The organism is Flavitalea flava (genome assembly GCF_054461575.1).
Window position 1 is genome coordinate 45,896 of record NZ_JBTLQH010000035.1, and the last position, 13,387, is coordinate 59,282.

A 13,387-nucleotide genomic window follows, 5' to 3' on the forward strand; every position below is an offset into this window, starting at 1 on the left:
TTGTTTTAGTTGTCGGTGTTATATTGGTTACTTCTATTATTTGGGTTGATGGTACGCAAACAGCAAAACATTGGCATTCCCCTCCTGACCTTCATTCGAAATATACAAATTTCCTTTCTCATCAAAGGCCAGCCCCTCCGGTTGTTTGAATAGGGATGGATTAAGGGGATAGGAGGCTCTTACGTTCCATCCGTCATCCAACACCAATAAGACCTTGTTGACCGATGAAAGAATATACCATTCACGGGTCAGTGGATGCCGGGCAATGGCGGAGGGGTGGAATTTTACTTTTTTCTTTCCCCCGCTCTTTTTCAGCATCGATGCATCTATCTTAAAATTGCCAGTAACTACCAGTTGGTCCTGTTTATTTTTAGCCAGCAAATATCCGGTTACTTCTCCTCCCTGATCCACATCCGGGCAATTTTTGCACAGGGCGATCAGCTTACCGTTATCATCTCCAAACAAGCCTTCGTATTCTCCGGGGGGAAGGATCTGATCATATGCACGGACCTGGTCAATCTTCCCATCCTTTAGCAGACTAACCGGAAAAACAAATAAAGAACCATCGTTTCTCAACACCACAAACTCTTTATTATTCAGGATCGTCACGTCCTCATAATCCCCTCTGTCTCCGAATTTCTGATAACTATATTTTCCATCTCCAGGATGGAAAAAGAAGATTTTTCCCGTCTCATCTTCGATGGCATACAGGCTATCACTATTCCCTTTTAAAAACGTTATTCCTGAAATTTCCTGGAGCGCCTCACTCATGATAAATTTTTTCGGGGCTCCCAGATCGTATCCGGGAGGCGAACTGACCGGGAAGGAATCCTGGCACCCCGTAAAACCGGAAACAACCAGGGCAAACGACAATAACCCCAAACCCATCAATACACATCGCCTGAACCTGCTGCCTGTATATCTATTACCCATACAAACTGGTTTATGTTATTGTTCCCGTTCTTAAAAGATCAGGCCGAATTATTGTTCATCCCAATCTCACTCCTACGCGCAAGGCTTTTAACCCGGTAACCCCTTGTAATTCTTCCAGGTCCAGTTCTTCGAGGTCATCGTTCAGTACATTTCGCTCCTGCAGATATTTTATATTAAGCTTATATTCTTCCGATTCCTGGTCATTAAAGTAGATAATGGCAATCTTACCAGGTTGGGTCAGCCTTTCATTGGATCCCGCAATATGCACCTTGTCAATCCGTTTTTTTACGATCTGATACCGGATATTGTATCCGCCTTCCACATCGAATCTTCGCTCATCTTTGCGAAAACTGATATCGATGGAATTGGAATGTACAAAAATGAGCTGGGTGGTCAACAATTTTCCAGGCAGTCCCGGCAGCAGGGAATGTGTCAATTCCGCAATAGTCGCCATTGAATTTAATTGCCACAGATGCAGGTTCTTCAGATAGATAATATCAAAAGGCCGGTCAGGCGCAATGGATTGACCTACATAAATATCATATTCCACCCCATCGGTCCGGAACTTTTCAAAATAGCAGGGATAAGCCTGTTGCAACTCGTCCCTGGCGGCTTCCAGATGGCCATTAATCGTCTTGTTGATCAGTTGAATGGACGTTTCCAAAGCCCGCCTGTTCTCAAAGGCTATTCCGGTCGTCTCATCGATCGCCGACAGATAGGGATCCATGTAAGCAAGGAGATCCGGTCTGCTTTCCTTAAGATGTAAAAAAAAGAATTCGATCTCATTTTTCAGAAAAGCGTTCAGATTCATTTCCTGCGCCGTGGTCAATGAATCGGATAACGAATGTTGCCAGTTGCGGCACAAATAGATCAACTCATCTACCAATTCCAGACTGGATTCATTTTGCAGAGCCGACAATGTGGTTATCAATAGGGAGAACTGCGTCTGCAGATCCTTTCTCAGTGCCATGTTGCGTTCCACCGTAGAATTGCGGATATCGACCGCTCCGTATAAAGGATATACATTCTTAAAATAAATGGTATCGATGCCTGAACCTTTTTCTCCTCCGTCTCCCAAATGATGATCTTTTAAATACAGCCAGGCCGTCTCATTGAATTTCCATTCCACCGCAGGCTGAATGGAAGTGAAATTGGTCTTGATTATCCGGGTGAGTTTGGATTCGAATTCGTCGATGCTTTGTTGCAGGAGCTGCGCCAATATGGGGAGAGCAATGGTTAGCCTGGACAGAAGGGCCTGATCGAGCACGTCATCCTCCTTCGAATAAACCTCCAGTACACCGGCCAGGTGTTTATTATGAAAAACAGGCAGCATCCCATATGCCTTTACCCCGTTTTGTTTGAGCACCTTAAGAAAAATATCCGTATCCGGAAGGGATGCGGGCATTGTCTCGAAAAAAAGTAACCGGGGTTCCTGCGTATAATTTTCTGCCAGGGATAAATAGGCCATTTCGGCTTCACCGTATTTTTTGGCGGAAGAGGCCAGGATACTGTGATCACAATTATCACCTGAAAATACAGGTTTACCGTTGACCTTCAGGAAGGGAATCAGCCCAAATTCAACGCCGGCTTTTCCGGCAAGGATTTTCAGGGACTGGATCACCTGCTCGTAATAAGAATCCCTTCCGCAACCGGTACGATCCAGAATTATATTCTTAATATTCTCCAGGGCATAATCCGCCGAAATATCCACCACAGAAATAGCCGAGATCCCTTCAAACCGGAACAGGCTCAGCGGCAGATGTTCCGTCAGGTATTTGATTCCCGAAGAGTCGTATAAATGAGAACCAAGCACCTTAAAGTCCAATTCCGGCAAAGGGCCCTTTGGAATGATCTCCACAAAACGAATGTCTATATTAAGCCGGTAAAACTTTGTTATTCCGGTAGCCTCGTTAAAGATGGAGTGAATCATGCTGTTGGCAGGGATATACCGGTAATTATATAATTTTTTTAAGATAAAGGAATAAATAAACTCCAGGTTGATCTTTTTGCGGGGCCGGTTCTCCTGATCTATCAGCTTGGACCGCAGGTTTCCCGTTTTTTGATCTCTCAACAGATCATAAAAAGGTTGGGTGGCGTAAAATATGGTTGGTTTTAAAGGAAGACTTAATGACCATAGATTATGACTTTCTTCTTCAATGGCTGGAAAAATGATAGCATAGATCAATTGCATCAGGTCTTCATATTTCCCGATCTCGTCAATGGTCAGTATATCTTTTCCGGACAGTTTTTTTTCAAACGTATCGATAACATATTCCAGGAATTTAACCTTCATGGTTTTCTCATGAACTGCTCTTTCTTTTAAGAAACGGATAAAACCATTAAAGGAAAGGTGGGAATCCAGCAAATCCGCTCCTTCCAGGTCCTCAGCTATATTTAGCACAACATTTTGCATAGTCTTTTAGTCCAAATCTATTTTTTATCCAAATCTATTGGGGGTAGTCTTATCTGACACTTATTTACCTGGGTAGGCCAATGCCCCAAAAACAAAGGCTATAACCGATATGATCAAACCGAACATAAATACATTATAGGATACACGGAGCCACTTGAATTTCCTTCCCAGGGCAATTCCCTGGTAGTAAACATCGCGGACAAGGCTGCCGTACAAAAAATCCCGGTCACCCATCATCTGCCACATCCCTTCGGCATAATCTTCCAGACTCATGTTATAAAAATTCCCGAAAAATAATAAGTTCACTTTTTTTTCATCCAGATCAGCCTTGGTAAAAGTGCCTTCCGGAATATGAGGCCGGGTGGCCAGAATGGAAAAAATAATAGTGACAAGATTAACTGTTAACAATATAATAGAGGGTATTGCCAGATTTTGGTGATCCTCGATCTTGCGTAACAGCAGGCTCAGCAACACCGAAATAATGATGGAATTGACCGTGATCATGATATGGGCCTTATTATCCGCCTGAATACTCAGCCGCTGATTATTGTTGGATGCGATCCGGAAAACCGTATCGATTCCTCTTCCTGCATCCTTAGGCTCTTTTTTCTTATCCTTATCCTCTTTCGATTTATCATCCTTTGATTTCTCCTCTTTTGATTTCTCCTCTTTCCATCTTTCCTCCCTGTTTTTTTCTTCTTTTGATTTTTTTTCTTTGAACTTTTCCTCTTTGTACTTTGGTTCAATGGGAGTCTGAGACCGCGTAAGGGATATTGGATTGCTCCCCGGGTCAAAAGCAGAAAGATCGAAGGTAGGATCAAGAGGAGGATCGACGGAAGGGCCGGCCAAGGAATTTATGGAGGGAGCAATTGCCAAACCGGATGGGGAAGAAGGATCTTTTAGGCTTTCCCGGGGTCCCTTGGGAACAAACGAACTTGCTTCTTTATCCTGTAATTGCATTTCTTTTTCCTGCAATTGCGCTTCTTTTTCCTTCGAATGAGCGTCCTTCTCCTTTAGTTTGGCCAGATTTTCCTGTTTTTTCTCATCCAATAAGGACCTGGCATAATCGGTATGATAGTGATGAATTTCCAGAAGGTGAATCGTACCCCTGCGCCAGTTTTCCTTGTCAATCTTCTTATCAAGAGAGACTTCAACCTCTTTTCGCATCAGTTTATTCCGCTCCCTGAACTCGTCCGTACCCAGATGGAACAGATCGGAATCACAGACAATACTTTCCAATAAATTTGTTGGGCTCTGCGGTAATTTTGTGGCCAGGATACATTTTTTTACAGCATCGATATCCTCTGTATCCACTCCGTTTGCCGACAAAAAGGCGGCAGCCGTGGATGCGCCCTTCTCCTCATGGTCATTTGAACCACCTTGCAGATAACCGATATCATGAAACCAGGCAGCTACGGTAACAATAAATAATTCCCTTTCCTGCAGGTGATAATGATGGGCTATTTTCGAGCAGGCCTCCACCACATGCACCGTATGATAAAGATTGTGATAGATAAATCGCTTAGTATCATGCGTCTCAAAGAAGGTCCGTACGTAATGTTCTGCCTGCTCCCGTATGTTAGAATAATCCATGGCTTATTTTTTGAAAAAGTTTTTACCTACCGTCCTTCCGGTAACAGTAAACCTGTGCAGAATTTGCAACGATAAATTTAGCGAAATATCCTTTTCCAGTCAAAATAAGCCAATACTATGTCTATAATTTCATTGGCAAGAGGGTATAACTAGTATAAACAGCGTAATTACTTGTATCATTTACCTGTTCTTCAGGTATTCATAAGCCGTCGTGATCCTTCGTTGGATGCAATCCCTTCTTTTTGCCGTTTAGGTATGGAGGCCTTGTATTTAGACAGATTGATCAATAACACACTGATAAGGATGATCGCTAAACCAAGCAATTGGAAGGCTGACATATGTTCATCGGCGAAAAAGGTTCCCAGGAGGACGGCCACCACCGGATTTACATAAGCATGGGTACTTACCTGGGTGGCAGATCTCACCTGCAGCAACCAGACAAAAGCGCTATACCCTGCAAGAGAGCCCATAGTCACCAGATAGAAAAGGGAAAGCCAGGATGACAAGCTTACTTCCTGGAGGTGAAAAGAAGCAAACTCTCCTCTTAGCATACTTGTCGGAAAAAAAGCAATACCTGCTGCCAGCATCTGCCAGCCCGCATTCACCGAATTTGAACTTCCGGTTGATTTGTATTTGGAATAAAGGGAGCCGGCTGCCCAGGAAATAGAGCCAAGGATAAGAACGACCATAGCAATGACCGCCCAGTTGGTACCAGAGGTTGCAGCAGGCCCGGGGGAAAGTACAGGAGTGGCTGCCCGTGCACCCGTACCAGACAAGCCGGGAGCAAACGTTTGCAACAGTCTTTCACCGAATAATACGATCACGCCGATAAACCCAATGATCAGACCTATAATAGTTTCCTTTGAGCTGAAATTCTCCTTCCATTTTCGTTTGTCCAAAAGAACGAACCAGATGGGCCCGGCAGCCAGTAGAATGGCAGCCAGGGAGCTGGCCAGATATTGTTCAGACCAGATCAGGGCTCCATTTCCCACGAACAGGAGCAACAGACCGCTCACAAGAGCCGGACGAACAACGGACCATTCAAAAATCCGTTCCCCTGTTATTTTACAATAGGCCAGCATGATAACCCCGGCCAAAAGAAAACGCAAAGTGCCCAACAAAAAAGGGGGAAAATGGACAAGGGACAAACGAATAAAAAAGTAAGTGGATCCCCATACTATGTACACGATAGCGAATGCAAGAACTACTTTTGCAGTAGAAACAGGTTTTTTTTCAATAGCGGTCATAACTTTATTTTTTGGCGATCGGGATCAGCAGTTTCTGATCTTCTTTCACCGTTTCCAGAACAATGGTCGTTTTAGTAGATTGAATAGTCGGGATTTTGGCGAATTCATTCCTCATCAGCGCAATCAGGCTGGCAGAATCGGCCGTACGCACCTTGACTAGAAAACAATCTTCCCCGGCTAAATTATGCACCTCCTGGACCTCCGGTATTTTAGCCAGGGCGGTTCCCGTAACACTGCACCCCATTCCATCATTGGTCTTTATAAAAATAAAGGCCAGGAGTTTCTGATTTATCGAAGCAGGGTTAATATTGGCGGTATAATTCCGGATCACCTTCTTTTGCTCGAGTTTCTTAACCCGTTCCAATACAGCCGAAGGAGCCATCTCCAGTTTTTTGGCCATATCTACATTCGGGATACGGGCATTCTCCTGCATTAATTGCAGAATATTAAGATCAATATTATCCAAAATGGGCTCCATTTTCTTTTTGGCAAATATACCAAAAAAGAGAATAAAATACTGAAAATTTAAAATAAAAAGAATTTAATTCTCTTTTTTGAGCCTTTTGTCTGATTTATACGGCCAAAGGAAAGTCCCGCCCTGCCTTTGGGATAGATTTATTGGGGCACTCTGATTATATATGTAATTTAAACAGCCACTGTTTTAATCTTCCACCTAAAAAACTTTAATCAGCAAATCTTATAATTATGGAATCGCAACTGGAACAAATCAGAGAAAATCAAAAAACAACCTGGAACAAATTCTCACCGGGCTGGCGAAAATGGGATGTTTTTAATATGGAGTTTTTAAGGCCCATGGGACAAACCATGATAGAACTCCTTCGCGTAAAAGAAACAGACCAGGTTTTGGATATTGCCACCGGCACCGGAGAGCCGGGTCTGACCATTGCGGGGCTTGTAAGCAAGGGGAAGGTCACGGGTACCGATCTTTCGGAAGATATGTTATCTATAGCTGCCTCCCACGCTTCGGCAAAAGGCATTACCAACTATGAAACAAAACTGGCCGATTGCTGTGAACTTCCCTTTGCCGATAACAGCTTCGATGTGATCAGTTGCCGGATGGGTTTTATGTTTTTCCCGGATATGGAACTTGCGGCAAAAGAAATGTTCCGCGTCCTTAAACCGGGAGGCAGAATGGCTACTTCCGTTTGGGGTGCGCCTGAGAAAAACTTCTGGATCGGAGCCATGATGAAGGTGGTCGGTAAAAATATTGAATTGCCGCCTCCCGTTCCAGGATCTCCTGGCATGTTCCGCTGCGCAGTTCCCGGTCTTATGACAGGCTTATTGGCCAAGGCAGGTTTCAGTCACCTCATCGAAAAAGAATTAACTGGTCACAGTGATTATGAGACGAGAGAAAAGTATTGGGAAATCATGATGGATGTCGCAGCCCCTGTAGTGGCAGCCATGGCCAAAGCGGATGAAGCAACCCGCATCAGGACCCAACAGGAATTATACTCCCTGCTGGAAACTCATACGCAGGACGGATCGCTGAGGCTCGGATATGCGGCAATCGTGCTTCATGGCGAAAAGACTTAAAACAACAATCCCACCTTGCGGTGGGACTACTGTAAAAGTGTTCACTACGGAATAATCCTTATTGTGATTTGCTTCGTTGCAAATATATAACAATTTATGTATTAAAATAAAAAATTATTTTATTTGTTAGTATCACAAACTAATACGTAACTTTATTGAGAAAATAACCACCCTCCAGATGGTTTATTTTGAGGGGTATCATAAAGGATAATGAAACAGAATTCTAACTGTAATATGGTGGTTCGAATCCATCCCCTTCTCGATAAATATAATGAAATTAGCGGATATTTAAGTAGAAAATTCCTGTCAAGTATTAGTTTTAGTGATACTAGTTGTGATTTGCTTTCTTCTTTTATTCCGCTTTTTTATTTTCTAATTACTCTTTAGACCGCTTATGAAAAAAATCCTTGGCCTTGATATAGGCACTAACTCCATCGGATGGTCCCTCATAGAAAGAGATTTTAACAATGAAACCGGAAAGATCCTGGGAATGGGCAGTCGGATAATTCCCACCGATAGTGATCTGCTCAGTAAATATGAAACAGGTCAGGCGGCTTCCAAAAATGCAGGGAGGAGGCAGGCCCGGGGTGCCCGCAGACTAAAGTATCGCTATAAGTTAAGACGGCAAAGATTGATTGACGCCATGAAGATCCTGGGTTGGATGCCTGAGACTTTTAAAGTGGGCAACCAAATGCCGGTATCCGAAAATTTACTGAGGGAAATGCAGGCAGCCTTTGGCAGAAAAGATATCTCCGATGATTGGGTGGTCTATTATCTCCGGCACAAGGCCCTTACCGAACCCATACAAAAGGATGAGCTTGCCCGTATCCTGTATCATATGAATCAACGACGTGGCTTTAAAAGCAATCGAAAGGCCGGAAATGAGATGCCGCAAGAGGAGGAGGAGGAAAATGAATCCGGGAGAGGCAGGCGGGAGAAAAAAGTAGAAATAGTGACCATTGTTTCGGTTGAAGAAACTGCTGAAAAGATAAAAGGAAATGTCCTTTATAAGGTAGAGCTTGCAGATGGGCGATATGGAAACATCGCCCGAAAAATAAAGCCGGAATGGGTAAACCAGGAGTTGGAATTGGAGATTACCTGGATTCCTCCGACAAAAAAAGAACCAGCGCGATATGAATTCAGAAAGCTGAATAATACCGATGCGGATTTGTGGGCCAAACAAAAGGTAGCCAGGGAAGAAGCCATTCGCAGATCCGGAGACCAGTTTCCCGGCAATTATTATTTCCAGGAATTAAAAAAGAATCCCGGCTACATTATTAAGGATATTTCCATTGACCGGCAGTTTTATGTCGATGAGTTGGAGGCGATTCTTAAAAAACAAATCGAATACAACCCTTCGTTGTATGATTCCCAGAGAATGTCCTTGATCGCTGAAGATTTTTACACAAAAAATCTGGAAAAGCAAAAGGAAATTAAGAACAAGGACCTGCTTCATCTATTCATTAATGATATCATTTATTTTCAACGACCTCTTAAAAGCAAAAAGAGCAGCATTGCTGATTGCCGCCTGGAATTCAAAGACTATCGGGACCGTTTAACTGGTAAGAAAAGCGGGATTAAGGCAGCGCCCATCAGTAGTCCCGTATTTCAGGAGTTTCGTATTTGGCAGACCATTAACAATATCCGTATTTTAAAACGGGAAAGCCGGGATATAAATGGCAGGCTCCAATTAGATAACGATATCAGTCAGGAATATTTGAATACTTCGGGTATCGAAAAGTTATATGAGCTTTTTTCCAGGAAAGAAAAGGTGGAGCAAAAACAAATTCTCAAAGAGTTTGGGTTGAGTGAAAGCGAATATTCCGTAAATCTTTACCGGCAAAATGAAGGAAAATTATTACCCGGTAATGAGACAAAAGCCCTTATACGAAAGGCTTTAAAAAAAGCCGATTATCAGACAGAGGGCGAAAAACTATTAAATCAGCCTGATAAATTGTATTTATTCTGGCATATTCTCTATTCGCTGGAGGAATCTGGAAATATTAAATCTGGCTTACAAAGGCAATTACAAATTCCGGAAGAAAAGGCAGAAATCATTTCAAAAGCGCCAGCCTTTAAACAGCAGTATGGTTCACTTTCTCATAAGGCCATGAACAAACTATTGCCGTTGATGCGCGCTGGGAAATATTGGTCCTGGGAGTGCATTAGCGAAGATACCAGGGAGCGATTGAGCAAAATCTTTTCCGGCGAATTCGATGAAGGTATCAGCAACCAGGTCAGGGATCTGTTCATTAAATACAATTTGAATTCTGAAATAGCCTGTCAGGGATTAATGGTCCCAATGGCCTCCTATGCCGTTTATGGAGTTCATAGTGAACGGAACCAGGCTTATTTTGAAAGGCCGGAGCAGGTCGTACCTAAAGAAGCGCTAAATCTGCGCAATCCTATTGTCGAGCAGGTAGTCAATGAAACCCTCCGGTTGGTGCAGGACATTTGGAAAACACATGGAAGGCCCTATGAGATTCATATCGAGCTGGCACGGGATCTTAAAAAGAATGCAAAAGAAAGGCAGGAAATTTCAAAAGTTATTGCCGAAAATGAAAATGAGAATAAGCGGATTTCAGCGATTCTTCGTGAATTGAGATGGGGAAACCCGGATTCTTTTGGTGATATTGAAAGATTAAAATTATGGGAGAAACAAGCAGATGAATCAGCCAAGCTTGATTTTCAGAACATAAAATTCCGGAGACCCGGGGAACCGACGAAAGATGAAATTCAAAAATATAAACTCTGGGCCAACCAGAAATTCTTATCGCCCTATAGCGGCAAACCTATTCCCATCTCACAATTATTCACAAGAGCTTATGATATCGACCATATTATCCCCCGTTCAAGGTTTTTCGATGATTCCTTTGAAAATAAGGTTGTTGTTGAGACGGAATTAAATAAGGAAAAGGACAATATGACGGCCTTCGAATACATTAAAAAGGCCAGGCAGAAAGAGAGTCTCTCCTTATCTGATTATGAAAACCATATCAATCACTACTTCTATGGCAAGAAAAAACGCTTATTATTGAGTGAGGATGTGCCTGATAGTTTTTCGAACCGTCATTTGGTGGATACCCGTTATATCAACCGAAAACTCCACGAATTGTTGGGTCCTGTCGCAGAAAACCAGAAAGATCCGATCATTTCAACTTCGGGAAATATAACCAGTGAATTAAAATCGTCCTGGGGGCTGGGTGAAAAAATGAAAGAATTGGTCAGATGGCGTTTTGAAAGATTGCAGGAGAAAACAGGTGAGCCCTATGCCTGGTATGTGGAGGAGACAGATCAGGATGGAAAAGCGATGGGACGGAGATTCCTGAGGTTAAAAGGATATGAAAAGCGGATCGACCACAGACACCATGCACTGGATGCCCTGATCGTCGCAGCTACTACCCGCAGCCATATTAAATACCTGAACGATCTGAATGCTGCTCAATACCGAAGAGCACCGACCGATGAGGATTTAAAGGAAAAACTTCCAAAATTATTGGAATCGGCTAAAGCAGGAGATTATCTGCAATCCAGAAAATTTAAAAAGCCCTGGAAAGGCTTTGTCAGTGAAACGATGAAAAATATGGAAGGTATTGTCGTTTCGTTTAAGAAAAATATAAAACTCTATGGGAAAAAGGCGAATAAAAATATTCGTTTTATAGAGCAAGCAGATGGAACCTTTAAAAAAGAAATGAAGGTTGTCCTTGATGACATCGGCAATCGAAAAATGTCAGGTTATGTCCGGCAATCGCTGCACAAGGCAACTATCGCCGGAAAGATCGGACTAAGAGAATATAAACCAGTTTTAATAAGCGATGCTTTCAAGGACTGTGAATTAATCGCGGATAAGTCCGAAAAATTTTACCTGCGAAATCTATTGAACAGTGTTGCGGGAGATGTTAAAAAAGCATTGAAGCTTTATAAGGAAAACCCCTTAAAAGATATAGAGGGAAATGAATTGAAAAGAGTCATGCAGATCGTGATCAACTCATATTATGTGAACAGGGTCGATCTTTCTTCAGGATTTGACGAGAAACGGATCGACAAGATTCCGGATGGACCAATTAGAAAGGAATTGCTTTCGCATATTAAAAATATCGAAATGCTTAATAAAAACAAATCAAAAGATGAAGAAATCGCTCCTTTTGGCAGTGAAGGCTTGGAGATTTTAAACAAAGAAAGGAAACCTATCATCACCAAAGTAAGGATCAGGGAAGAATCATTTTCCAAATTTCAAATACGACCAGGAGCTTATACGGAAGCTGATAAGGGTACCAATCTCTTTTATGTAATTTATGTGAACATCGATAACGCGGCTGTGCGGCAATTCGAAAGCATTCCTTTGCGCACGGTAATAGAGGCTAAAGTGTCGGGTAGTGACTTTGTCGAAGAAAGACCCGGGTTCCGGTGGTTTACCCTCTCTCCTCAGGATTTGGTCTATATGCCAGGGGAAGGTGAAGATATGGCAGGAATTGATTGGAATGACACGGCTTCTTTGGCAAGAAACATTTACAAGATGGTGAGCTGTAATAAAGGGCAGGCTTTTTTTGTTCCCCAAACTTTATCAACCGTAATAGTCGACAAAATTGAATTTGATTCTACCAATAAAGTGGAAAGAGCATTAGACAGCCGAATGATCAAACAGCATTGCATCAAATTAAAAATCGATCGTTTAGGGAAAATATTTCCAGCGCGATGAGACAACCAGGACATAGATCTTGTATTTGGATATTACAAACCTTTATTCTATGATAAAGCGTACGCTTTATTTTGGCAGTTCTGCCTATCTTAAAACCAAGGATGAACAGTTGGTTTATGAAGGCATCGAAACCGGCGAAAGCAAAAGTGTTCCGATTGAGGATATCGGAATTGTTATTCTGGATCATCAGCAAATTACCATATCCCAGGCATTGATATCCAAACTTCTGGCGAATAACATAGCTTTTATTACCTGTGACAATACCCATCACCCGACAGGTTTATTATTAAACCTGGATGGCAACACCTTACAAAGCCAAAAGTTTCAGGCGCAACTTGAAGCAAGTATTCCGTTAAAAAAGCAATTATGGCAACAAACGGTAGCGGCAAAGCTTAATAACCAGGCGAACATGCTGGAAAGCATTCGAATTCCAGCCAAGCCGCTTCGCAGCTGGGCAATCGAAGTAAAAAGCGGCGATAGCGAGAATCACGAAGCTACTGCGGCGGCCTATTATTGGAAACGGCTATTCCCCGATTTTCTGGAATTCAGAAGAGAGCGCTATGGCCCTCCCCCTAATAACCTCCTTAATTATGGCTATGCCATTTTGCGGGCTGTGGTTGCCAGATCGCTGGTAGGTTCGGGTTTATTACCAACCTTAGGCATTTTCCATAAAAATCAATACAATGCATATTGCCTGGCAGATGATATAATGGAACCTTACCGTCCCTTCGTTGACAAAGTTGTGGTAAATATTGTGCGGATGAATGGTAAATTCCTTGAGCTGACCCCAAATATGAAAAGGGATTTATTAAATATCCCGGCAATGGATGTAATGATCAATGAGGAGAAAAGTCCATTAATGGTTGCGGTTCAAAAAACAACAGCATCTGTATCAAAATGTTTTGAAGGCAAGCTCAGGAGAATAAGTTATCCTGAATTCCCGTAAAA

At 42.6% G+C, this 13,387-nt stretch carries 8 protein-coding genes; 3 read left to right on the plus strand and 5 right to left on the minus strand.

The genetic code is table 11. The features are described from left to right. Positions 1 to 36: 36 nt before the first annotated feature. From ACX0G9_RS23855 to ACX0G9_RS23875, 5 genes are all read right to left on the minus strand, one after another. Positions 37 to 933 (minus strand): SdiA-regulated domain-containing protein, encoded by an 897-nt coding sequence (locus tag ACX0G9_RS23855; RefSeq protein ID WP_459067482.1) that lies wholly within the window; start codon positions 931 to 933, stop codon positions 37 to 39. Positions 934 to 988: 55 nt separating this feature from the next. Continuing rightward, the gene (locus ACX0G9_RS23860) at positions 989 to 3,334 is read right to left on the minus strand and encodes a GAF domain-containing protein (protein WP_459067483.1); all 2,346 of its coding nucleotides are present in this window, start codon (positions 3,332 to 3,334) and stop codon (positions 989 to 991) included. A 72-nt stretch (positions 3,335 to 3,406) separates the two neighbouring features. Further along, positions 3,407 to 4,939, minus strand: coding sequence for a Pycsar system effector family protein (locus tag ACX0G9_RS23865; RefSeq protein ID WP_459067484.1), 1,533 nt, complete (start codon positions 4,937 to 4,939; stop codon positions 3,407 to 3,409). 191 nt (positions 4,940 to 5,130) lie between these two features. Then, complete coding sequence (locus ACX0G9_RS23870; RefSeq protein ID WP_459067485.1) at positions 5,131 to 6,186, minus strand: EamA family transporter; 1,056 nt, start codon at positions 6,184 to 6,186, stop codon at positions 5,131 to 5,133. A 4-nt stretch (positions 6,187 to 6,190) separates the two neighbouring features. Beyond that, positions 6,191 to 6,664, minus strand: coding sequence for an Lrp/AsnC family transcriptional regulator (locus ACX0G9_RS23875; RefSeq protein WP_459067486.1), 474 nt, complete (start codon positions 6,662 to 6,664; stop codon positions 6,191 to 6,193). A gap of 227 nt (positions 6,665 to 6,891) precedes the next feature. Between ACX0G9_RS23875 and ACX0G9_RS23880 the strand changes: the two genes are divergently transcribed. The 3 genes from ACX0G9_RS23880 (at position 6,892) to cas1 (ending at position 13,385) form a co-directional block, all read left to right on the plus strand. Continuing rightward, positions 6,892 to 7,740 carry a class I SAM-dependent methyltransferase gene (locus ACX0G9_RS23880; protein WP_459067487.1) on the plus strand — a complete coding sequence of 283 codons (849 nt, stop codon included), beginning with the start codon at positions 6,892 to 6,894 and terminating at the stop codon, positions 7,738 to 7,740. Between the two features lie 394 nt (positions 7,741 to 8,134). Beyond that, the gene (gene cas9 / locus ACX0G9_RS23885) at positions 8,135 to 12,439 is read left to right on the plus strand and encodes a type II CRISPR RNA-guided endonuclease Cas9 (protein ID WP_459067488.1); all 4,305 of its coding nucleotides are present in this window, start codon (positions 8,135 to 8,137) and stop codon (positions 12,437 to 12,439) included. Between the two features lie 49 nt (positions 12,440 to 12,488). After that, complete coding sequence (gene cas1, locus ACX0G9_RS23890) at positions 12,489 to 13,385, plus strand: type II CRISPR-associated endonuclease Cas1 (RefSeq protein WP_459067489.1); 897 nt, start codon at positions 12,489 to 12,491, stop codon at positions 13,383 to 13,385. The last annotated feature ends 2 nt before the right edge of the window (positions 13,386 to 13,387 follow it).

Excerpts from the sequence above, each read along its gene's own strand:
- ACX0G9_RS23855 (WP_459067482.1), bottom strand. The coding sequence starts at position 933 with ATGGGTAATAGATATACAGGCAGCAGGTTCAGGCGATGTGTATTGATG.
- ACX0G9_RS23865 (WP_459067484.1), bottom strand. The coding sequence starts at position 4,939 with ATGGATTATTCTAACATACGGGAGCAGGCAGAACATTACGTACGGACC.
- ACX0G9_RS23870 (WP_459067485.1), bottom strand. The coding sequence starts at position 6,186 with ATGACCGCTATTGAAAAAAAACCTGTTTCTACTGCAAAAGTAGTTCTT.
- ACX0G9_RS23875 (WP_459067486.1), bottom strand. The coding sequence starts at position 6,664 with ATGGAGCCCATTTTGGATAATATTGATCTTAATATTCTGCAATTAATG.
- ACX0G9_RS23880 (WP_459067487.1), top strand. The coding sequence starts at position 6,892 with ATGGAATCGCAACTGGAACAAATCAGAGAAAATCAAAAAACAACCTGG.
- cas9 (WP_459067488.1), top strand. The coding sequence starts at position 8,135 with ATGAAAAAAATCCTTGGCCTTGATATAGGCACTAACTCCATCGGATGG.
- cas1 (WP_459067489.1), top strand. The coding sequence starts at position 12,489 with ATGATAAAGCGTACGCTTTATTTTGGCAGTTCTGCCTATCTTAAAACC.